Annotated in this window: 21 protein-coding genes and 1 pseudogene; 11 read left to right on the forward strand and 11 right to left on the reverse strand. The window is 64.0% G+C overall.

All coding sequences use genetic code 11. From position 1 onward, the window contains the following. Window positions 1-40: 40 nt before the first annotated feature. Window positions 41-382, reverse strand: coding sequence for a hypothetical protein (locus IVA91_RS21095; RefSeq protein ID WP_247277458.1), 342 nt, complete (start codon window positions 380-382; stop codon window positions 41-43). On the opposite strand from IVA91_RS21095, the gene IVA91_RS21100 reads away from it, so the two are divergent. The 4 genes from IVA91_RS21100 (at window position 381) to IVA91_RS21115 (ending at window position 3,347) form a co-directional block, all read left to right on the forward strand. Beyond that, the gene (locus IVA91_RS21100; RefSeq protein ID WP_247277459.1) at window positions 381-1,388 is read left to right on the forward strand and encodes an RluA family pseudouridine synthase; all 1,008 of its coding nucleotides are present in this window, start codon (window positions 381-383) and stop codon (window positions 1,386-1,388) included. The two genes, IVA91_RS21095 and IVA91_RS21100, sit on opposite strands and share 2 nt — an antisense overlap. A 218-nt stretch (window positions 1,389-1,606) precedes the next feature. Next, on the forward strand, window positions 1,607-2,506 hold the full coding sequence (gene rpoH, locus IVA91_RS21105) for an RNA polymerase sigma factor RpoH (protein ID WP_157328162.1): 900 nt from the start codon (window positions 1,607-1,609) through the stop codon (window positions 2,504-2,506). Window positions 2,507-2,527: 21 nt separating this feature from the next. Continuing rightward, a complete protein-coding gene (locus IVA91_RS21110) occupies window positions 2,528-2,878 on the forward strand; it encodes a hypothetical protein (RefSeq protein ID WP_247277460.1) in 351 nt (116 codons plus the stop codon). Between the two features lie 127 nt (window positions 2,879-3,005). After that, window positions 3,006-3,347, forward strand: coding sequence for a hypothetical protein (locus IVA91_RS21115; RefSeq protein WP_247277461.1), 342 nt, complete (start codon window positions 3,006-3,008; stop codon window positions 3,345-3,347). A gap of 55 nt (window positions 3,348-3,402) precedes the next feature. Here IVA91_RS21115 and IVA91_RS21120 read toward each other — a convergent pair whose 3' ends face one another. The 4 genes from IVA91_RS21120 to IVA91_RS21135 form a co-directional block, all read right to left on the reverse strand. Further along, on the reverse strand, window positions 3,403-4,029 hold the full coding sequence (locus tag IVA91_RS21120) for a peptidoglycan recognition family protein (RefSeq protein ID WP_247277748.1): 627 nt from the start codon (window positions 4,027-4,029) through the stop codon (window positions 3,403-3,405). A 34-nt stretch (window positions 4,030-4,063) separates the two neighbouring features. After that, window positions 4,064-5,272 (reverse strand): GGDEF domain-containing protein, encoded by a 1,209-nt coding sequence (locus tag IVA91_RS21125; protein ID WP_247277749.1) that lies wholly within the window; start codon window positions 5,270-5,272, stop codon window positions 4,064-4,066. 589 nt (window positions 5,273-5,861) lie between these two features. Then, window positions 5,862-6,473, reverse strand: coding sequence for a LysE family translocator (locus IVA91_RS21130; RefSeq protein WP_247277462.1), 612 nt, complete (start codon window positions 6,471-6,473; stop codon window positions 5,862-5,864). Between the two features lie 55 nt (window positions 6,474-6,528). Further along, on the reverse strand, window positions 6,529-6,903 hold the full coding sequence (locus tag IVA91_RS21135) for a response regulator (protein ID WP_247277463.1): 375 nt from the start codon (window positions 6,901-6,903) through the stop codon (window positions 6,529-6,531). A 154-nt stretch (window positions 6,904-7,057) separates the two neighbouring features. Here IVA91_RS21135 and IVA91_RS21140 point away from each other — a divergent pair. Further along, window positions 7,058-7,183, forward strand: a pseudogene (locus IVA91_RS21140) (acetoin dehydrogenase); the annotation flags it as partial. Window positions 7,184-7,247: 64 nt separating this feature from the next. Here the strand turns inward: IVA91_RS21140 and IVA91_RS21145 are convergent. Beyond that, window positions 7,248-8,054, reverse strand: a complete 807-nt coding sequence (locus tag IVA91_RS21145; RefSeq protein WP_247277464.1) for a lytic murein transglycosylase — start codon at window positions 8,052-8,054, stop codon at window positions 7,248-7,250. Between the two features lie 742 nt (window positions 8,055-8,796). Here IVA91_RS21145 and IVA91_RS21150 point away from each other — a divergent pair. Further along, window positions 8,797-9,033, forward strand: coding sequence for a hypothetical protein (locus IVA91_RS21150; protein ID WP_247277465.1), 237 nt, complete (start codon window positions 8,797-8,799; stop codon window positions 9,031-9,033). A gap of 177 nt (window positions 9,034-9,210) precedes the next feature. Here IVA91_RS21150 and rpoD read toward each other — a convergent pair whose 3' ends face one another. Then, the gene (rpoD, locus tag IVA91_RS21155; protein ID WP_247277466.1) at window positions 9,211-11,343 is read right to left on the reverse strand and encodes an RNA polymerase sigma factor RpoD; all 2,133 of its coding nucleotides are present in this window, start codon (window positions 11,341-11,343) and stop codon (window positions 9,211-9,213) included. Window positions 11,344-11,719: 376 nt separating this feature from the next. Further along, entirely contained in the window at window positions 11,720-13,732 is a 2,013-nt protein-coding gene (gene dnaG / locus IVA91_RS21160) for a DNA primase (protein WP_247277467.1), read from the reverse strand. A 263-nt stretch (window positions 13,733-13,995) separates the two neighbouring features. On the opposite strand from dnaG, the gene IVA91_RS21165 reads away from it, so the two are divergent. Next, window positions 13,996-14,559: a chlorite dismutase family protein gene (locus IVA91_RS21165; protein WP_247277468.1), complete on the forward strand. Its 564-nt coding sequence runs from the start codon at window positions 13,996-13,998 to the stop codon at window positions 14,557-14,559. Here the strand turns inward: IVA91_RS21165 and IVA91_RS21170 are convergent. Continuing rightward, on the reverse strand, window positions 14,556-14,954 hold the full coding sequence (locus IVA91_RS21170; protein ID WP_247277750.1) for a gamma-glutamylcyclotransferase family protein: 399 nt from the start codon (window positions 14,952-14,954) through the stop codon (window positions 14,556-14,558). The genes IVA91_RS21165 and IVA91_RS21170 overlap by 4 nt on opposite strands. 197 nt (window positions 14,955-15,151) lie before the next feature. Here IVA91_RS21170 and IVA91_RS21175 point away from each other — a divergent pair, with 197 nt between their 5' ends. Next, complete coding sequence (locus IVA91_RS21175; protein ID WP_247414967.1) at window positions 15,152-15,955, forward strand: N-formylglutamate amidohydrolase; 804 nt, start codon at window positions 15,152-15,154, stop codon at window positions 15,953-15,955. A gap of 3 nt (window positions 15,956-15,958) precedes the next feature. Here the strand turns inward: IVA91_RS21175 and IVA91_RS21180 are convergent, their stop codons facing one another. Then, window positions 15,959-16,579 (reverse strand): LysE family translocator, encoded by a 621-nt coding sequence (locus tag IVA91_RS21180; RefSeq protein WP_247277469.1) that lies wholly within the window; start codon window positions 16,577-16,579, stop codon window positions 15,959-15,961. Between the two features lie 191 nt (window positions 16,580-16,770). Here IVA91_RS21180 and IVA91_RS21185 point away from each other — a divergent pair, with 191 nt between their 5' ends. From IVA91_RS21185 to IVA91_RS21195, 3 genes are read left to right on the forward strand one after another with little or no spacing between them, the layout of a single operon-like run. Beyond that, a complete protein-coding gene (locus tag IVA91_RS21185; RefSeq protein WP_247277470.1) occupies window positions 16,771-17,085 on the forward strand; it encodes a helix-turn-helix domain-containing protein in 315 nt (104 codons plus the stop codon). Then, window positions 17,078-17,548: an SRPBCC family protein gene (locus IVA91_RS21190; protein WP_247277471.1), complete on the forward strand. Its 471-nt coding sequence runs from the start codon at window positions 17,078-17,080 to the stop codon at window positions 17,546-17,548. The genes IVA91_RS21185 and IVA91_RS21190 overlap by 8 nt, the downstream gene beginning before the upstream one ends. Next, window positions 17,545-18,057, forward strand: coding sequence for an SRPBCC family protein (locus tag IVA91_RS21195; RefSeq protein ID WP_247277472.1), 513 nt, complete (start codon window positions 17,545-17,547; stop codon window positions 18,055-18,057). Before IVA91_RS21190 ends, IVA91_RS21195 begins: the two co-directional genes overlap by 4 nt. Before the next feature lie 176 nt (window positions 18,058-18,233). Here the strand turns inward: IVA91_RS21195 and IVA91_RS21200 are convergent, their stop codons facing one another. Continuing rightward, window positions 18,234-19,844 carry an acyl-CoA synthetase gene (locus IVA91_RS21200; RefSeq protein ID WP_247277473.1) on the reverse strand — a complete coding sequence of 537 codons (1,611 nt, stop codon included), beginning with the start codon at window positions 19,842-19,844 and terminating at the stop codon, window positions 18,234-18,236. Window positions 19,845-19,972 lie beyond the last annotated feature (128 nt).

Consider the following 19,972-nt stretch of genomic DNA (forward strand, 5'->3'; position numbering starts at 1 on the left):
AACCTCGAAATTTGTCCGCCGCAAGGACCCAGCAGCCGTTTTAGGGCTCATTGGCAAATTTCAACATTCCGGCCGGTTTCAAGGTGCGGGCATCGAAGGTGCGGAGCTCGGTGGCGCCGCCGATGTCCAGTGTGACCACGAGGCGATCGCCCGCGACGCCGGTGGAGACGATCCTGGCGCCCTTCGGCAGGGTGGCGATGACGTCGCCGGCCACCTCGACCGCCCTTCCCTCCGACTTGAAAAGACGGTAGCCCACCGCGATCAGGACGGCGCAGATCGCCAGCGCCGTGGTCAACCCCGCGATCAGCATCATCCGCCGCACCCGCGCGAACAGCGCGGCCTGCTCGGGGGTCGGTTCGGGAACAGCGGTTTCGGTCGTCATGGAAAGCTCGGGCTCTGCGCAAAGGTTGGAGGTTGTCGTCGCCGGCGACGAGGGCTCGGCCCGGCTCGACCGCGTGCTGGCGGCGCACCTTACCGAACTGTCGCGATCGAGGCTGAAAGCCCTGATCCTGGCGGGCGCAGTACACCTGAAGGCCTCCGCGGTCCGCGACCCCGCTTATCACGTCAGTCCCGGCGATACGATCACAATCGACGTGCCGGAGGCGGCGCCGGCGGAGCCGAAGGGCGAGGATATCGCCCTCGACATCGTGTTCGAGGACAACGACATCGTCGTCATCAACAAGCCGAAGGGCCTCGTCGTGCACCCCGCGGCCGGGCACGAGACCGGCACGCTGGTGAACGCGCTGATCGCCCATTGCGGCGCCTCCCTCTCCGGCATCGGCGGGGTGCGCAGGCCCGGCATCGTGCACCGGCTCGACAAGGACACGACAGGGCTGATGGTGGTCGCCAAGAACGACCTCGCCCATGCCTCGCTGTCCACGCAATTCGCCGACCACGGCCGCACGGGCGAGATGCGGCGCGGCTACATGGCCTTCGCTTGGGGTGTGCCGAACCGGCATCGCGGCACGGTGGACGCGCCGATCGACCGCCATCCGCATGCGCGCGAGAAGATGGCGGTTCGCCAAGGCGGCCGCGAGGCGGTGACACATTGGCAAATTCTGGAGAGCTTTGCTGGCCGCGATGGCAAACCCGTCGCTGCCCTGCTCGCCTGCGAGCTCGAGACCGGGCGCACCCACCAGATCCGTGTCCACCTCGCCCATATCGGCCACCCCCTGCTGGGCGACGCGGTCTATGGCCCGCATTTCAAGACCAAGGCGAACCAGCTCGGGCCTGGGTCGCAGGCAGCCCTGACGGCGCTGGGGCGACAGGCCTTACATGCTTACCTGCTCGTATTTGAGCACCCAAGAACCGGAGAATTACTGCACTGGGAGGTGCCGCTGCCGGAGGATTTGCTTCTCCTTCGAAGCTGCCTCAAAGCGGCGCTATGACGCAGCCCCTTTCAGAAAGCCTTTACATTACAAAAAGTTATAGCTGCCACACGGGGACGTGACGTCAGCAATCCTTCCCTTTTCGACCCCCGATAGGATATATTGCGCCTGCGTTGAAATTGACCAACGCGGAACATCGCAGCCCGACCGGCTTTGACACAGCGGTCGTCTGCCTGGCCCGCCGCTATCGGGGGCCTGAACCTTTTGGAGGGCGCACTATGGCCCGTACCGCTGCTTTGCCGGTCCTCAATGGAGAATCCGGCCTTTCTCGCTACCTCGCCGAGATCCGCAAGTTTCCGATGCTCGAACCCCAGCAGGAATACATGCTCGCCAAGCGTTGGCGCGAGCATGACGATCGCGACGCGGCGCACCAACTCGTCACCAGCCATCTCCGCCTCGTGGCCAAGATTGCCATGGGCTATCGCGGCTACGGCCTGCCGATCTCCGAGGTCGTCTCGGAAGGCAATGTCGGCCTGATGCAGGCGGTGAAGCGATTCGAACCCGAGAAGGGGTTCCGTCTCGCCACCTACGCGATGTGGTGGATCAAGGCGTCGATTCAAGAGTACATCCTGCGTTCCTGGTCGCTCGTGAAGATGGGCACCACCGCGAACCAGAAGAAGCTGTTCTTCAACCTGCGCAAGGCGAAGAGCAAGATCAACGCGCTGGACGAAGGCGATCTCCGCCCCGACCAGGTCGCGACCATTGCCAAGCGGCTGGGCGTGACGGATCAGGACGTGATCGACATGAACCGCCGTCTCGGCGGCGACGCCTCGCTCAACGCGCCGATCCGCGACGACGGCGAAGCCGGCGAATGGCAGGACTGGCTGGTCGACAATACGCCCAACCAGGAAGCCATGATGGCGGAGCACGAGGAGTATGATCACCGCCGTGACGCGCTGAACGGCGCCATGGGCGTGCTCAACCCGCGCGAACGCCGCATCTTCGAGGCCCGCCGCCTCGCCGATGAGCCGATGACGCTGGAAGACCTTGCTGCCGAGTTCGGCGTGTCGCGCGAGCGCGTCCGCCAGATCGAGGTCCGCGCCTTCGAGAAGGTGCAGTCCGCGGTCAAGGGCACGATCGCAAGACAGGAACAGGCTGCGCTGGAAGCTGCGCATTAAGCGGGCTTGCGCGCTAAAGGATTGGCGGATCGAAAGAGACGAAAAGCCGGCGGCAACGCCGGCTTTTTTGTTTGGGTGGTGAAGCGCAGTACTGCGGGATCGCCGGATGTGGTGTTAGTGGCCTGCCCTTTTGAGCGGCGGGTTGACTATCGCGGACGCTGTGCAACCTCTATCGCTGCCATTAACAGGTTTGCGGCGACGTCTTTGCCGAAAGTGTTGACCCGTGATCGGACCTTCGTCCGGCTCGCTGACCTCGAAGATCACATTCCCTCCGCTCGAAAGGACTTCCAGTCGGACACCGTCGAAAGAAATGTCGCTGGCCCACTGATATTCCACAGCGCGTTCTTCGAACGTCAGTATTCCCATGCCTGATGCCTATGCTGGATTGAGTGATCAACCTCACCCAACGTGGGTCGAAACCGAGCTTGCCTTGAACCCGCGCGTCCGGTCAACCGACCCAAAATGACCGGGCGACAACAATCAAGCCAATGGACGCACCGTGTCGATCATCCTGCAATCCACCGTCGGCGGCTTCGAAGCCCAGTTCCTGCGCAAGCTGCCGCTGGTCGAGCAGGCGATGCGCGAGCACGGGCTCGAGCCGTCGGAATTCGTGATCTCGAAGGATTATGCCGGCACGGCGACGATCCCGCTGATGGGCCCGTTCTTCTACAGCTACAGCGTGTTCTTCGGCGAGGAGCAATTCACCGTCACCGAACCGAACGACGTGGTGTTCCTGGATTATTTCTTCAAACGCGTGCTGGCCGCAGACGGCCCGCCGGTGGTGCCGCGGCGGCCGGGATTGATCCAGCGGCTTTTCGGCTGGATGTCGCCGGCGGTTTAGCTCGTCCCGGCCGCTGGTCATTCACCTTCCGCAAGCGGGGCGAGGAGCGCACTTGCTACTCCCCCCAAACCCTCGCCAGCGTCGCGAGCCAGCAGCCTTCGCAATAGCGGGCATCCTTGTAGTCGATCCAATTGTGCGCGTAGACGCGATCGGCCGGGATGCCGTAGCGCATGCGCAGCACCTTAACGAGGATCTTCCAGGCCGCGACCTGCGCCTCGGTCGGCCCGGCCGCGACGTCAGGATAATTTCCGGCGAACTCGACGCCGATCGAATTGTCGCGCACGACCTGGCGATAGGTCGACCTGTTGTCGATGTATTTGTTGTCGTTGCGGTTGGCGCCGTCGCCATGGGTCGGCACCAAATTCTCCGCCGCCGCCCAATAGACCGTGCCGTCGGTCTCGACCCACACCGTGACCCCGCGCCGGGTCGGGTTCTTCGCCTGCGCCAGCGCGCCGCCCCGCGCCGAACCGGCCGGCCCCTCGGTCTGGTGCACGATGATGTTGCGCCAACGGTTTGCGCTGTCGACGTCGCGCCATGGTGCCAGCCACACGATCTTCAGGCCGGGAATCTCGGGCGTGCCGGAGGCGCGCGCGAGTTTTTCGAGCTCGGCATCCTCAGCGGCGGCGGGGATGGTCAGATACAGAGCGGCGAGAACGGCCGCGAGCAGGCGGGACATCGTGATGCGGGTCCAATGCGACCCCTGATGTAGCACGCCCTTACGCGAAGTTGTGCGCGGCCTCACCTCGACCGATCGGCTCGGGCGAGAGCGGCGGGGCCGGATCGTAGACGGCAAGATCGTTCTTGCCGTTCTTCTTGGCAGCGTAGAGGGCGTGGTCGGCACGCGCGATCAGGCGGTCCGGGAATTGACCGATGCCGCGGTCCCACTGCGCAACCCCAATCGAGATCGCGATCGGAATGTCGCGGCCGGTGCAGGCCGCGGCGTCCTGACGGCAGACCTCGAGCACGCGGCGGGCGATCGCGGCAGCCTCGCGCAGCGACGACGACGGCAGCACGATGCAGAACTCGTCGCCGCCGGTACGAGCCAGCATGTCGCCGGGCCTTAGGCGCGTCTGCGCCATCAGCGTGAAGTGCTTCAGGCAGGCGTCGCCCGCGGCATGGCCATGGGTATCGTTGATGGTCTTGAAGCCGTCGAGATCGATCACCAGCAGCGAGAACGGCGCGCCGCCGCGCTCCGAGCGCGCGCATTCCTCGGTCAGGCGCTGCAGCAGATGCCGCCTGTTGGCGACGCCGGTGAGATCGTCGAGCAGCGCGAGGTCGGCAACCTCGTTGCGCAAGCTGTCCATTGCCAGCAGCAGGAAACCGAAATTCAGCGTCATCGACAGGAACAGCAGCCCCAGCACCATGATGGCATGGGTCTGGCCGCCGGCCCGCGCCGAGAGATCGTGGCCAAGCAGATTGCCCACCATACGGGCGGACAGGATCGCGATGATGCTGAGGATGACGATGCCGGACAGCCGCGCGCCGGGGCTGACACGCCCCTCCGGCGACAGCAGGAGGCGCAGCGCCAGCGCCAACGGCAAGGCTTGGCCGAGCGTGTAGCTGAGCATGCGCAGCTGCATGTGCTCGAAGCCGACCGTAAAGACCACGACGCCGGTGAGGCTCAAGCCTCCCGTTGCGGTCATGAGACGCCACGAGACCGGCCGGTCATAGAAGCGCTGAATGCCCATGGCGGCGAGGCAGCTCGCGGCAATGACGCCGGCTGCGCCGAGCAGAAGCGGCAGGGGCGAGGCGACGAACAGACGGATCAGGGCCGTCATGGCGCCGGCCGCGCCGACGAAGGACGAGGCCATCCACAATCGCGCGGCTGCGAATTTCGGATAGGAGCGCGTCACGTAGGCCCAGATCACACCGAGCGCCAGGAAGTTGACGACGAAGACCGTCCACAATGTCGGTACGTTCAGCATGGCGCGTGCAGCACGCGCAGCGTCGCGCCCCCCGTCCCTGGCAGCCGTCCGTCCATCACCCATCCCCGTTTTCTTCCGGCGACAATGCGCGAGTTGCGCTTAATGGAGTCTCACTGCGACTCTTGAAAACGCGCCTTTGGTTTTGGATTCATGAACGGCGCCTGGCTGTTGTCGATCGTTAAGCCTGTCGCAAGCGACGGTGCGCCGACGCGGCGATGCGGATTCGCGCAGCAAAATCACCTGAAAATGCATCTGAGCTGTGGATAACACGATGACACAGATATGACGACGCGGGGCAGAGGAGCGCGAATCTGCTGAGTTTGTCGTCGAGGATGTTGCGAGGCTGGCCCTCCGCCGAGCATCCCTCGTGTCGCGTTCCCACCATTAAACCCTAAGAGGATACTATGGCTAAGAAAGCGAAGAAGGCGGCGAAGAAGAAGGCGAAGAAGGCCAAGAAGGCGAAGAAGAAGTAACGCGGCTTCTTTTTCTTTGCCCGGGTGGAGCCTCGCTCCGCCCGGGCGTCGGGCAAGATCGAGAGTTTGAAGGGTGGCGGGCGCAAGGCCCGCTTTTTTATTGGGAGAAAGAAAGACTACCGCTCCGCGAACGCCAGCTTGGCGCCGAGTGCGGCAAAGCCGGCGGCGAAGCTGCGGCGCAGCCAGGCCATGACGCGGGGCCGGGAGATGACGCGCTCGCGCACCGAGGCAGCGCAGAGGCCATAGACGACGAACACCGCAAAGGTCATCGCCATGAAGGCGCCGCTCAATTCCAGCATCCGCGCCAGCACATGGGCCTCGTCGAGCGCGATGAACTGCGGCAGGAAGGCGAGGAAGAAGATCGACAGTTTGGGATTGAGGATGTTGATCAGGAAGCCGGTGACGATGACGCGGCCGCTCGACCGCTCCTTGATCTTGCCCTCGACCGCGAGCGCACCTCGCTCGCGCAGCGCCTGCCAGGACATGTAGAGCAGATAGGCGACGCCGCACCATTTCAGCGCGGCGAAGGCGAGCGCGCTGGTGTGGAGCACCGCGGCAAGGCCGAGCATCGCCGCCATCATGTGCGGCACAATCCCCAGCGTGCAGCCCAAGGCCGCCGCGATGCTGGCGCGCGAGCCTCGGGTGAGCGCCGCCGCCAGCGTGTAGAGCACGCCGGTGCCGGGCGAGGCGACCACGATGAGCGAGGTGAGCAGGAACGACCAGGTCATGATTGGACGTTATCACCGCGCCTTGCGTCGGAAAAGCGATGGTCGGCAACGGCCCTCAGGACAGCTGCGCGATCTCGGCCTCGCGCAACACATCGAGCGGCGCCCACGGCTTGGCCCAGAACTTGGCACCGTCAGGCAGCGCCTGCATCAGAGGCCGCCCGGAGGTGACGACGACGTCGAGCTTCGGATTACGGTCCTTGGCGAGATGAGCGAGTTCGACCCCGTTCATGCGGCCAGCGAGCTGAACGTCAGTCAGCATCAGGCAGAGTGCGCCCGCATTCTTCTCCAGCACGCGTTCGGCCGCCTCCGCGCTCTCGCACTGGATCACGTCGTACCCACTTTCCTCGAGGAGAACGCAAAGCATCTCCCGCTGCATGTGGTCGTCTTCGACGATCAGCGCTGTTGCACGAAAAGGCTGTGCCTGTCCCATGAGCGGCTCCCAATGCTTGCTTCGTATCGTATGTTAAAGGCCCAAATCGGTCGTGGTTCAGTTCCATTCTGAAAAAATGTAAATCATAGTTCCCGCTTTCCGGACTTGGCGAGGAGATCCATGACTGCGATTCGCGGCGCCGCCGCCATGACCGGAGAACGCGGCGAAGACCACGCCGAAGGATGCCGCCCTGCGCATCATCAGAGGCATCGAGAGGAACGAGCCTCGCATCCTGATCGGCAACGACGCCCGTTTCATGGATCTGCTCCAGCGCTTGCGCCTGGGCGCGGCGCGACAGCAGCGCGACGCCCCGTCATTTGCGAGCCTAGTTAGCCATGGCCCCCTCACTGCTCCATCAGCCGATCCGCGAAATACCCGATCGTCTTGCGATAGACCACCGCCCTGTTCCACTCGCGCATTGCTTCGAAATTCGGCGTGCCTTCGCCGTAAGGCTGGCCCATCTTGAAGCCGCTGGTGTGGAGCAGGTTCGCAGTCGAGGCGAGCACGTCGGGAACGCTGTGGCGGAGGTCGACATGGCCGTCGCCGTCGAAATCGACGCCGTATTTGATGTAGGACGACGGCAGGAACTGGGTCTGGCCGATCTCGCCGGCATAGGCGCCGATGAGATCGCGCAGCGGCAGGTCGCCGCGCTGCACGATCTTGAGCGCGGCGAGCAATTCGCCCTGGAACAGATCGGTACGGCGGCAGTCATGCGCCAGGGTTGCCAGCGTGCGGATCACCGGCAGCTTGCCGGTATCGCCCTTGCCGAAATCGCTCTCCAGCCCCCAGATCGCGACCAGGATGTAGCGGGGCACGCCGAACTTCTGCTCGATCCGCGAGAGCAGCGCGGCATGGCGCTGGAGCAGCGCCCGCCCGCCATTGATGCGGCCGGGGCCGACGCGGGTCGAGACGTACTGTTCGAAGCTCTTATTGAAGGTGTGGCGCTGGCGCCGATCGAAGGCGAGCACGGCGCCATCCTGGGTCACACCACTGAGCGCCGCATTGGTCACGCTCGCCGAAACGCCGGCGGCTTGCGCCTCCGCGGCCATGCTGGCGACGAAAGCGTTGAAGTCGCCGCCGCAGCGCGCGGCCTGCGCCGACCCACCGGCCAGACAGACGATGGAGGCGATGGCCAAAGCGTGTCTCAACATGCCGGAAAATCCTCTGAAGAATGAGCGCGCAAAGTAGCGCGCGATCATGCCCGGGAACCGAATTGGCGTCAAAGCAGCAAAGCCTCGCCGTGAAGGCGCGCGAGCTTGATCCGCGTCGACATCGTATCCAAGCGACGCGAGATGGACGATTGTCCGACACTCTCCTCTCGTCGTTCCGGGCGGCGTTTAACGAGTCGCGCGCAGCGGCCCGGTGGCCGCAAGCCCGAATCATGCATGACGCAACAACGTCGCAGCTCCATGGATTCTCAGATGCGCAGGGCGCAGCCCTTGGGACATGCACCGCGATAGTGGACCTCGATTCAGTTGCGCTGCATTGCGACGGCCCGAACAATGAACAAAGTGATTTGGTGATCCAAACTATTGTTGCGACGCGCATCAAGTCGGCATGCCGCGGCCAACGCATATCTGATCCGCCCGCTGCGACATCAACGCCGCCACGATTTGCCTTGCCATCGCACGGCGCCTTCGATAGTCTTCTATTTTAGGTTGTCACCCCCGCCAGCCCCGGGCGACACTGAAGACCAAAGATAACTGACGGCCAAAGATAAACGGCGGGCTTCGCGGCCCGCCGCCTACTGGGGTTCACATCGACGCCTGTCACTCCGAGGCAACGACATCTGATCCGGCAGCCGCGCCGGGCATCCTTGCCTTCAATGCATTGCCGACGTCGATAACCGCCGAAGTCATTTGACTGCGGCGCCCTGATCGACGACAAGCCGCCATGGCCAAGAAACCCGGAACCAATCCCAAAGGCGAGTTCGCCTTCTTCAACGTCGTCTATGAGGACGATACCCAGCGCTCCAACCGCCGCGTGCCCACCGAGCTGCTCGGCGGCCTCGACGGCGACGAGCCCGCCCGCGGCTTCATCATGGAGCAGGACCGCGAGATCGCCGAAAAGAGCGGTCGGCCGCCGCTCGAGATCAAGCGGATTGAGCGGGTCGGGGTGAAGAAGAAGTAGGCAGACATCGGCAGCGCTCACCAGCGCCGCATATTGCAGACAAGCAGCCGATAGAAAGCAGATGAAGCTTCTTGGCTGAACGCTACTGGTAGACAGGCACGAACAAAAACGGCGGGCTTGCGCCTGCCGTTTCGTCCGGATGGATGCCCGGGTCAGGCCGGGGCCTGACGATCGGAATTAATTATCCAAGAAGCTGCGCAGCTTCCGCGACCTTGACGGATGCTTCAGCTTGCGCAGCGCCTTGGCTTCGATCTGGCGAATGCGTTCGCGCGTCACGCTGAACTGCTGGCCGACTTCTTCCAACGTGTGGTCGGTATTCATGCCGATGCCGAAGCGCATGCGCAGGACACGCTCTTCGCGCGGCGTCAGAGATGCCAGCACGCGCGTCGTGGTCTCGCGCAGGTTGGACTGGATCGCGGCGTCGATGGGGAGGATCGCGTTCTTGTCCTCGATGAAATCGCCGAGGTGCGAATCCTCTTCGTCACCGACCGGCGTCTCCAGCGACAGCGGCTCCTTGGCGATCTTGAGGACCTTGCGGACCTTTTCGAGCGGCATGCCGAGCTTCTCGGCGAGCTCTTCCGGAGTCGGCTCGCGGCCGATCTCATTGAGCATCTGGCGCGAGGTGCGCACGATCTTGTTGATCGTCTCGATCATGTGCACGGGGATGCGGATGGTGCGCGCCTGGTCGGCGATCGAGCGGGTGATCGCCTGCCGAATCCACCACGTGGCGTAGGTCGAGAACTTGTAGCCGCGGCGATACTCGAACTTGTCGACCGCCTTCATCAGGCCGATGTTGCCTTCCTGGATCAGGTCGAGGAATTGCAGGCCGCGGTTGGTGTACTTTTTGGCGATCGAGATCACCAGACGGAGGTTGGCTTCCACCATCTCCTTCTTGGCCTGGCGTGCCTCGCGCTCGCCCTTCTGTACGGAGTGCACGATCTTGCGGAACTCGACGATCTCGAGGCCGGTCAGGGCGGCGAGCTGATGCACTTCGTGACGAAGGTCCTTGATGCGGTCCTTCTCGTGATGAACGAAATTCTTCCAGCCCTTGGCCGAGAGTTTCGAGACGCGGTTGAGCCAACGCGGATCGAGCTCCGAGCCGGTGTAGTTGCGCAAAAAGTCCTCGCGCGCGACGCCGTGGCTGTCGGCAAGACGCATCAAGCGGCCCTCGTAGGAGACGAGGCGCTTGTTGATGTCGTAGAGCTGCTCGACCAGCGAGTCGATACGGGCTTGGTTGAGGCGGAGCGACTTCACCTCGACGATGATCTCGTCCTTCAGCTTCTTGTACTTGCGCTCCTGGTGCGGCGAGAGCGACTCGTTCTGGAGCTGGTTCTGGATGTCCTGCTCCTGAAGCTTGCGCAGCTTCTTATAGCTGTCGGCGATCTTGTCGAAGATCTCGACCACCTTCGGCTTGAGCTCGGCCTCGATTGCCGCGAGCGACATCTGGTTCTCGAACTCGTCGTCGTCCATGTCGGACTCGGCGGCGGACTCGGCTGGATCCTTGTCTTCGCCGGCTTCAGTGCCACCGGGCGCAGGCGCGGCGCGGAACGGGGTGGGCGACGGCGGCGCGGCGGGCGGCGCGACATGCGCGGGGGCAGCGGCGGACGCGGTGGCTTCGCCACCCTCGGCCGGCGCTTCGCCGTTCGGGCCGGCGATCATCGCGGTGTTCATGCCGCCCTTGGCGTCAGGGCCGGCATAGGTCGCTTCGAGATCGATGATGTCGCGGAGGAAGATCTTGCCTTCGTTGAGCTCGTCCCGCCAGATGATGATGGCCTGGAACGTCAGCGGGCTTTCGCACAGACCCGCGATCATCGCCTCGCGGCCGGCCTCGATGCGCTTTGCAATGGCGATTTCGCCCTCGCGGGACAGCAGCTCGACCGTGCCCATCTCGCGCAGATACATGCGCACCGGATCGTCGGTGCGCTCGCCCGGCTCGCTCTTCTTGACCTCGGTGACGGCCTTCTGGGTGACCTCGACGAGCTCGTTGTCGGTCTCGTCCTCGCCCTCGTCCTTGTCTTCCTCGCCTTCGGTGTCGTCGGCTTCGGTGACGTTGATGCCCATGTCCGAGAGCATCGACATGATGTCCTCGATCTGTTCGGGCGAGGTCTGGTCGGACGGCAAGACTTCGTTGAGCTGATCAAAGGTCACGAAGCCGCGCTTCTTGGCCTGCTTGATCATCTTCTTCACGGCGGCGTCGGACAGGTCGAGCAAGGGCGAGGGCGCGTCCTGGGAGTCCTTCTCCGGCGCATCCGCTGCCTTGTCGTCCTTTTCCTTGTCCTTCGCCTGCAGCGTCTTTGCCTTGGTGGCCATCCATTGCTCCTCAACGCGCTTCAATGCAGACGGCGCGCCCCGCCTGCCTGAATTCACATGAACCTGTTGCTCGACGCTCTCGCTTCGGCAGCTCTCGACACGGAAAGGGCGGCGCACAAACTTCTCGCCACCCCCAACTTTCTCTCGCCGGATTTGCCTAACGCTTCGTGAGCCTCTTTGTCGCAGCGGATGCAGGTGTAGTGCCAACAGCGGTTGCGCGGATTCATTCCTGACGCGTCTGTTCTGCCTGCGGCCGCCTTCGGGCCAAAGTGCTACAAGACCGTTAAGCCTCGATTAACCCTGTTTCTGCCGCCAAACCAAGGATTTGGCGAGTCTTTTAGCGGTTCCGACCCCGGCCGTCCGCATGATTCTTTCATTACATGCTCTTCTGGAGCCGACCCGACAGTTCGCCAAAACCCTCGATCAGGGCCTCGGTACCGTCGACTTCGCCCATCCGAGCCTTGACGTCACGCAGCCACGCCAAATTGGCCTCGCTGGGGTCCTCCCCCAGGGCCAGCTCAGCGTCCTTCAGCTCTCTAAGTAGTGAATGCCATTGCCGATGCAAGGCAACCAGCTGATGCCAGGTGGCAAGAACGTCATCCCGCGCCGCGCCCTCCCGGGCGCCCCACACCGCCGCGGTCGTGATGCCGTTCTCAACCCTTTGAAGAACTTGCGAAAATCCGCCCTTCTCGAGGTCGCCCCGCATCTTCTCGGCCTGCTCGCCCGGGTCCGGTGAGTGGTGATGATCGTTGGCGAAGGCGGCGATGATGCCGGCCCTGAGTTTATGGGCTTCGGGATGGGCCAGCTCCAGGGCGGCCACCTCCTCCAAGTGCTCATGCAGCAGCCAGGGGTGGTTGATCAGGCATTGCAGGATCAGGGCCTCCCGGCGGGAGATGGCACTGCGCTGGCCGCGCATGATCGGGCTTGCCGCCAGCTGAGGGCTCGCCGCCTGGTATGGACCGGACGGCAGCGGGACGGGACCGGGCGGGCCGCGGCGGGCGCCACCAAATCCCTGGCCACCGAATCGATTCGCGCCTCCCCCACCCCTGGGCTGGAACGGCCGGCCGCCGCCACCTTGGCGGAAACTGCCCCGGCCGCCAAAGCCGCCGCGCCCGCCTTCGGGGGCAAAGGCGCGCTGGAGCCGATTGGCAAAGTCGTCGCGGTAATAGCGCCGCACCACCTCGTCGCGGATGCCGTTGGAGAGCTCCTTGATGCGCGCCTCCAGAGCGGCGCGGCGCTCGGGCGTGGCAAAATTGCCGCCTTCGAGCTCGCGCGACCAGATCATCTCCGCGAGCGGTCGCGCCGCCGCGATCACGTCCTCGATCGCGCCGCGGCCACCCGAGCGAACGAGATCGTCGGGGTCCTGCCCCTCCGGCAGCAGCGCAAAGCGCAGGCTCTTGCCCGGCGCGAGGAACGGCAAGGCAAGGTCCGCGGCGCGGTAAGCCGCCTTCTGGCCGGCGCGGTCGCCGTCGAAGCAGAGGATCGGCTCGTCCGCCATCTTCCACAGCAGCGCGAGCTGGCTTTCGGTGAGCGCAGTGCCGAGCGGCGCGACGGTGCCTGCGAAGCCCGCGGTGACCATGGCGATGACGTCGACATAGCCTTCGACCACGATCAGGGCGCCGCCGTCATGGGTGGCTTTGCGCGCGGTCTGGTGGTTGTAGAGATTGTCGCCCTTGTGGAAGAGCGGCGTCTCCGGCGAGTTCAGATATTTGGCCGGAACGTCCTTCTCCAGCGCGCGCCCGCCGAAGGCGATGACGCGGCCGCGCAAATCCGTGATCGGAAACATCACGCGGTCGCGGAAGCGGTCGTACGGCACCGGAATGTCGTCGCCGGCGACGAGCAGGCCGGTCTCGACCATGTCGTCAACGGACACGCCAAGCTTGCCAAGATGCTCCTTCAGCGCGAAGCGGTCGGGCGGCGCATAGCCGAGGCGGAACTGCAATTGCGTCGCCGGCGAGATGGCGCGATCGGCCAGATAGCCGCGCGCTTTGGCACCTAAGCGCGACGCCAGCGTCTCGGCGAAGAATTTTGCTGCAAGATCCATGACGTCATGCAGCGATTTGCGCCGCTGCTCATGCCGGGCCGCATCCGGCGTCACCGCCGGCAGCGGCAGTCCCGCCATATTGGCGAGCCGCTCGACGGCCTCGGCGAACGGCACGCCGTCGGTCTCCATCACGAAGTTGATGATGTCGCCGTGCTTACCGGAGGAGAAATCGTGGTAAAAGCCCTTCTGGTCGTTGACGTAGAAGGACGGCGTCTTCTCCTGCTGGAACGGCGATAACCCCTTCCACTCCCGCCCCGCCTTCTTCAGCTTGACGCGCTTGCCGACGACTTCGGAGACCGAAAGCCGGGCACGAAGCTCGTCGAGGAATTGGGGCGTGAAGCGCATGAGATCCAGTCTTGCCCGAGCGAGATGAGCCGGGCCAAGATCAGGCATATAGGTGCCGCCTGCGCAAAAGTCAGGTTTGTCGGGATTATACGCGCTGTTCACAGCCCCGCGTTATTCCGGGGCGCGCAGAGCACGAGCCTGGAATCAATGGCGCCACCGGACCGCTGGCAGAAATGGATTTCCGGGCTCGCGCTTCGGGCGCCCCGCAAATGACGGTGGAGAGAGGCCTTGAACCGCGCCCGGTTCCACGCTTCCATACCCCCATGTTCAGGACCTTTCGAGGCGGCCAGAGCGGGGGCTGGCGCGTGACGTCAATCTCGCCCGTGAGGGGCGAGCCCCTGCCCTTCGTGCCGGCGCTGTCGGTGACCGACAGCGAGGCCGTCTCGTTGCCGCTGGTGCCCTCGCGCAACGCCTGGCGGCTGGTCGGCGTCGCGAGCAGCTTGCGTTACACCGAGCGGCCTGAGAAGCAGCAGCTCGTCGCCGTGCAGGCCGGCCTCGGCCGGTTAGAGGCGACCAGCGCAGCGCTGATCCCGATCCGCAAGTCGCAGGCCTGGTGGGAGCTGACGCAGGAAGAGCGCCGCAAGATCTTCGAGGACAGATCGCACCACATCGCGAGCAGCCTGCGCTACCTGCCCGCCATCGCGCGCCAGCTCTATCATTGCCGCGACCTCGGCAGCCCCTTCGACTTTCTGACCTGGTTCGAATTCGCACCGGTTGATGCTGCGCTGTTCGAAGAGCTGGTGGCGATGCTGCGGCAGACCGAGGAGTGGACCTATGTCGAGCGCGAGGTCGACGTGCGCATGGTGAAGGAGGTGCTGTCGGCCTAATGCTTCAGGAAGCGGCCGGACACGATGCGCGGAAGATCGGTGACGGGCCAGTTGTAGACATAGGTCCAGGCCTTGCTGCTGGTGCCGTCCGGCAGCGACACGTCGATCAGCTGGCGCAGATATTCGGTCGGCTCCGGAAAGCCTTCGCCGCAGGCCTCGTACATGTCGAGCTCGCGCAGCAGCTCGTCGCCCGCGCGCAAGTGAAAGAGCTCACCATGGACGATGTCGGACGGCGCGTCCGACAGCAATAGCCCCGGATAATGCTTCACCAGGACGAGCCGACCGCGGCAGGTCGCATCGGCAAGGAAATCCGCATGAGCCGCGAGCAGCCGCGCCATCGGATGATCGAAGCCGCGCATCAGGGTGCCGTAGACGAAGAGACGATCGCAGGTCATCCGGTGTGTATAGCTGGCAATGGCGCGGAACGACAACGCCGCATATTCGCTGTCGTCCTGGCGAAAGCCAGGACCACGATGTACAGGCAATGACGCTCTCAGCGGCATCCTCGGTCGAGCATGGTGATTTGAAGCGAACCGATCTATACCGATTTTCTTCGAACTTCAGGGCGGCAGTTTTTCCATAGGCAATCAGGATGGCTCTAGATACGGCCGACGCGACCGATCAACTCCTCGGCGAGGGCGACATTGCGCCAGTGCATGAGGTGAATACGGCAGGCCAATCGCCCTTCCTGCTCACCGCGGATCATTACGGGCGGGTGCTGCCGCGCGCGCTCGGCAATCTCGGTGTCGCGGAAAGCGAGCTTGTGAGGCACATCGCCTGGGACATCGGCATCGCCGGCGTCGCCGAGCGGCTCGCAAAAATGCTCGACGCGCATCTGATCGCGCAGCGCTATTCGCGGCTCGTGATCGACTGCAACCGCCCGCCCGCCGCTGTGAGCTCGATCCCCGTGATCTCTGAAGCCACCGCGATTCCGCGCAACGAGGGTATTTCGGAGTGGGAGCGCGAGGCGCGGCGGCGCGAGATTTTCGCGCCCTATCATCATCGCATCGACGCCGCCCTCAACCGCCGCCTGCGCGACAAGCGGCCGACAGCACTGGTGTCGCTGCACAGCTTTACGCCGGTCTATGCCGGCGTCGCGCGGCCCTGGCACGTCGGCGCCCTGTATAACCGCGACACCGTGCTGCCGCAGCTTCTCTTGAAACATCTCCGCGCTGAAAGCGATCTCGTCGTCGGCGACAACGAGCCCTATGCGGTGAACGACCTCACCGACTACACCATCCCCGTGCACGGCGAGGCGCGGGGCCTCGTCAACACCGGCATCGAGATCCGCCAGGATCTGATCGCCGACCAGTCCGGCCAGCAGCAATGGGCGGAACGGCTGGCGCGGATCCTTGCCGAGATCGAGGTTGAGCTGAAGGCGGAGCTGTTGGTGTAAGCCTCACTTCGCCCTGGTCAGCGCCAGCCAGATGCCGCCGCCGATCATGAAGCCGCCGGAAATGCGCGACATCATCCGCGTGCGGCGGGCCGAGAAGAATTTTCGGGCGCGGCCGGCGGCGATGGCGTAGAGCGCGTCGGTCATGACCGCCGTGACCATGAAGGTGGCACCAAGCAGCGCGACTTGCGGAAAGTGCGGGTGGTTCATGTCCATGAACTGCGGAATGAAGGCGCCGAAGAACACCAGCACTTTAGGGTTCGACAGCAGCACCAGGAATCCTTGCAGGAAGAAGCCGCCGCGCGGCGGCGGAGGCGGCGCGTCGACGTCAACGCCGTCGACCGGCGTCCAGATCAACTTGATGCCGAGCCACACCAGATAGGCGGCGCCAGCAAAGCGTACCCAGTCAAACCAGTACCCCATGGTCGCCATCAGCGAGGTCAGACCGACCGCGACGATGCCAATCACGATGGCAAGACCCGCTTGCGCGCCGGCAACGTTGGTGAGCGCCGCGCGGGTGCCGTGCCGCAGGCCGTTGGCAATGACGAGCGTGACGATCGGCCCCGGCAGCAACGCCAGCGCGATGCAGGCAGCGACGAAGGCGAGATAGGCTTGCATGGACATCATGGGGAGGACTCGCTGCGGTTTGTACGCATTAATGCATGGCGGAGGCCGGAACGGAAGCTCGCAGATCTCGTGTTCCCGCTTGCGGGGAGCTCTTCGCCTCGTCCCGCAGCGGAGAGATTGCACGCGACCAAAAACATGATTTCTCAAGCGCCGCTTGACATGCAACCATTTGGTTGCCTATCATCATAACCATGGATGAGGTCTTCAAAGCGCTCGCCGATGCGTCACGACGGTCGCTGCTGGACAGGCTTCACACCCGGAACGGCCAGACCCTGAACGAGCTCTGCGAAGGCCTTGCCATGACGCGTCAGGCGGTGACCAAGCACCTTGGCATTCTGGAGGAGGCCAATCTCGTCACCACCATCAGGCATGGCCGCGAGAAGCTGCACTATCTCAACCCCGTGCCGATCCATCAGATCGGCGAACGCTGGATCAGGAAATTCGAGCGCGGCAAGCTCGCCGCACTTAGCGAGTTGAAACGTCAGCTGGAGAAACGCGATGAGTAAGCCGGAATTCGTCTACGTCACCTACATCGAGACCACACCGGAAAAGGCTTGGGAGGCGCTAACCAACAGCGCGTTTACGCGGCAGTACTGGTTCGGCGCCGAGGTCAGATCCGACTGGAAGGTAGGCTCTTCCTTCGCCCTCACGCTCGACGGCGAGATCACCGATTCCGGCGAAATCCTCGAGGCCGATCCGCCGCGGCGATTGTCCTACAGTTTCAAGCACCAGAAATACGAGGAGCTGCGCGGCGAGCCGATATCGCGTGTCGTCTTCACCATCGAACCGTTCGGCTCGCTGGTGCGTTTGACCGTGCTGCATGACGGTTTTGTCGAGGGCGGCAAGTATCTCGGCGCCGTCTCCAATGGCTGGCCGGCGATCCTGTCCGGGCTCAAGAGCCTGCTGGAGAGAGGCAAAGTACTCGCCATCCCGCGCACGGCGCTCAACAAGGGATTCGACGCAAAATGAAGCTCGAGCAGTTCACGCCGCTGACTGTCTACACCATCTACATCGCCTCCACGCCCGAGAAGGTGTGGGAGGCGCTGACTTCGGCAGAGTTCAGCCGACAGTATTTCTTCGGCAATGCCGTCGAGGTCGAGCCACGGCTCGGCGGCGCCTTCATCGTGCGCACGCCCGACGGCGCCGTGCACATCAGCGGCGAGGTCCTCGCCTACGATCCGCCGCGAAAGCTCGCGGTCACGTTCAACGTGAACTGGCCCGATCTGATCGAGAAGCTCGGCCCGACCCTCGTCACCTACGAGATCGCACAGGCCGGCGATGCCGTCCGGCTCACCATGAGCGAAGGCCACGACCGCCCGCTCAGCGATGACATTCTTGCAGGCGGGCGCTCCGGCTGGCCGGCGATCCTGTCGAGCCTCAAGAGCCTGCTCGAGACCGGCAAGCCGCTGGTCGTCAAGCCGGGCCCGCCGCAGCGGATGCTCGATGCGCTGAAGGCGATGGGGATCAAGACGCCGTAGGGCGACGGCCTCCGTGTCGTCGTCCCGGACAAAGCGCGCCTCAAGCGCGCGCCGATCCGGGCGCCATAGCGAAAGGGTGAAGTTTTTGGCGAAGACTCGTGGTTACGGCTTCGCGCCAACAACATCCCATACGGCTATGGGCCCGCGGCTTGAGGCGTCTTTGCCATTGTCAGAGGCTAACCTTTCGCCCGCAGCTCGCGCCGCAGCACCTTGCCGGTGGCGGTCATCGGCAGCGTCTCCGCGAAGGCGACGAAGCGCGGATATTCGTGCGCGGCGAGCTGCACCTTGACGAACTCCTGGATCTCGTGCGCGAGTGCGTCGCTGCCGGTGAAGCCGGGGCGCAGCACGATCCAAGCCTTGATCGATTCGGTCCGGATCGGATCGGGAATGCCGACCACCGCGGCCATCGCCACGGACGGATGCTTCATCAGCGTGTGCTCGATCTCGGACGGGCCGACGCGATAGCCGGCGGTGGTGATGACGTCGTCCTCACGGCTGACATACCAGAAATAGCCGTCCTCATCCTGCACGCCGAGATCGCCGGTGAGCAGGAATTCGCCGGCATATTTCTTCGCCGTCGCCTCCGGATTGCGCCAATATTCGAGCATGGTGACGGGACATGGCTGGCGCACGCCGATGATGCCGCGCTGACCGCGCGCCAATTCCTCGCCCTTGTCGTTGACGATGCGAACGTCGAAGCCTGGCGTCGCCTTGCCCATCGCGCCGGGGCGGATCGGAAACAGGTTGGAATTGCTGCCAATCACCAGGTTGCATTCGGTCTGGCCGAACACTTCGTGCGCATCGATGCCGAAGGTCTCGCGCACCCAGCCGAGCAATTCGCCACCCAGAGATTCACCCCCGGTAAAAATGCTGCGCAGCTTGACGCCGGGGTGCTTCACACCGGCCTGTCGCATCAGCTTCAGTGCCGTCGGCGGCAGAAAGACATTGCGCACGCCGAGATCGGCCATCATCTGCATCGCTGCCTGCGGCTCGAATTTGCGCGCGCGATGACCGACCAGGGGAATGCCGTGATACCAGAACGCCAAGAGGCCGTTGACGAGGCCGCCGATCCAGGCCCAGTCCGCCGGCGTCCACATAAGATCGCCGGCGCGCGGCAGGAAGTTGTGGCACATCTCCACATTCGGCAGATGGCCGAGCACGACGCGGTGCGCATGCAGGGCGCCTTTGGGATTGCCGGTCGTGCCAGAGGTATAGATGATCAGTGCGGGATCATCGGCGGAGGTGTCGACCCGCACGAAATCGGGTGAGGCCGCTTTCACCGAATCCCAGAACGATTTCGCGCCTGCCGGAACGCGCTCGCCGACAACATAGACGTTCGTCAGCTCCGGCAGGCGATCGCGGATCCTCGACAGCTTCTCCCAGCCTCCTTCGTCAGTCACGATCGCCTTGGCCTCGGAATTCGACAGGCGGAATTCCAGCGCGTCCTCGCCGAACAGCGCGAATAGCGGAATCGAGATCAGGCCTGTCCGGAACGCAGCCATGTGTACGATCGGCAGCTCCAATGACTGCGACAGGAACACCGCGACGCGGTCACCGCGCGACAGCCCATCCGCCTTCAGCACGTTGGCGAAGCGGCGCGACATCTCGGCGACCTCGTCAAAGGACGTGCGCGTGGTCACGCGGTTCTCGTCGACATAGATCAGCGCGAGCCGGCCGCTGCCGTCGGCATGGCGATCGCAGCACGCCTCCGCGATGTTGAATCGCGCCGGAATGTCCCAGCGGAAATTGCGATAGAGCTCGTCGTAAGTTGCGGCTTCGGTCAGCATGGCAGCACGTTTCCAGAGTAGTTGTCGCCCAGTTTAGAGCCGTGGATGCTCGGGACAAGCCCCGCCGCGGTCATTGCGGCCGACGCACCAGCTTCGAACCCGGAATCCATCATGCGGCATTTCCCGTG

Origin of the sequence: Bradyrhizobium sp. 153, assembly GCF_023073835.1 — a bacterium.
Classification (GTDB): Bacteria; Pseudomonadota; Alphaproteobacteria; order Rhizobiales; family Xanthobacteraceae; genus Bradyrhizobium.

Coding starts and splice junctions, on each gene's coding strand:
- IVA91_RS21195 (WP_247277472.1), top strand. CDS start 17,545: ATGAAGCTCGAGCAGTTCACGCCGCTGACTGTCTACACCATCTACATC.
- IVA91_RS21185 (WP_247277470.1), top strand. CDS start 16,771: ATGGATGAGGTCTTCAAAGCGCTCGCCGATGCGTCACGACGGTCGCTG.
- IVA91_RS21200 (WP_247277473.1), bottom strand. CDS start 19,844: ATGCTGACCGAAGCCGCAACTTACGACGAGCTCTATCGCAATTTCCGC.
- rpoH (WP_157328162.1), top strand. CDS start 1,607: ATGGCCCGTACCGCTGCTTTGCCGGTCCTCAATGGAGAATCCGGCCTT.
- IVA91_RS21095 (WP_247277458.1), bottom strand. CDS start 382: ATGACGACCGAAACCGCTGTTCCCGAACCGACCCCCGAGCAGGCCGCG.
- IVA91_RS21135 (WP_247277463.1), bottom strand. CDS start 6,903: ATGGGACAGGCACAGCCTTTTCGTGCAACAGCGCTGATCGTCGAAGAC.
- rpoD (WP_247277466.1), bottom strand. CDS start 11,343: ATGGCCACCAAGGCAAAGACGCTGCAGGCGAAGGACAAGGAAAAGGAC.
- IVA91_RS21125 (WP_247277749.1), bottom strand. CDS start 5,272: ATGCTGAACGTACCGACATTGTGGACGGTCTTCGTCGTCAACTTCCTG.
- IVA91_RS21145 (WP_247277464.1), bottom strand. CDS start 8,054: ATGTTGAGACACGCTTTGGCCATCGCCTCCATCGTCTGTCTGGCCGGT.
- IVA91_RS21190 (WP_247277471.1), top strand. CDS start 17,078: ATGAGTAAGCCGGAATTCGTCTACGTCACCTACATCGAGACCACACCG.
- IVA91_RS21180 (WP_247277469.1), bottom strand. CDS start 16,579: ATGATGTCCATGCAAGCCTATCTCGCCTTCGTCGCTGCCTGCATCGCG.
- IVA91_RS21170 (WP_247277750.1), bottom strand. CDS start 14,954: ATGACCTGCGATCGTCTCTTCGTCTACGGCACCCTGATGCGCGGCTTC.
- IVA91_RS21150 (WP_247277465.1), top strand. CDS start 8,797: ATGGCCAAGAAACCCGGAACCAATCCCAAAGGCGAGTTCGCCTTCTTC.
- IVA91_RS21130 (WP_247277462.1), bottom strand. CDS start 6,473: ATGACCTGGTCGTTCCTGCTCACCTCGCTCATCGTGGTCGCCTCGCCC.
- IVA91_RS21175 (WP_247414967.1), top strand. CDS start 15,152: ATGGCTCTAGATACGGCCGACGCGACCGATCAACTCCTCGGCGAGGGC.
- IVA91_RS21100 (WP_247277459.1), top strand. CDS start 381: ATGGAAAGCTCGGGCTCTGCGCAAAGGTTGGAGGTTGTCGTCGCCGGC.
- dnaG (WP_247277467.1), bottom strand. CDS start 13,732: ATGCGCTTCACGCCCCAATTCCTCGACGAGCTTCGTGCCCGGCTTTCG.
- IVA91_RS21165 (WP_247277468.1), top strand. CDS start 13,996: ATGTTCAGGACCTTTCGAGGCGGCCAGAGCGGGGGCTGGCGCGTGACG.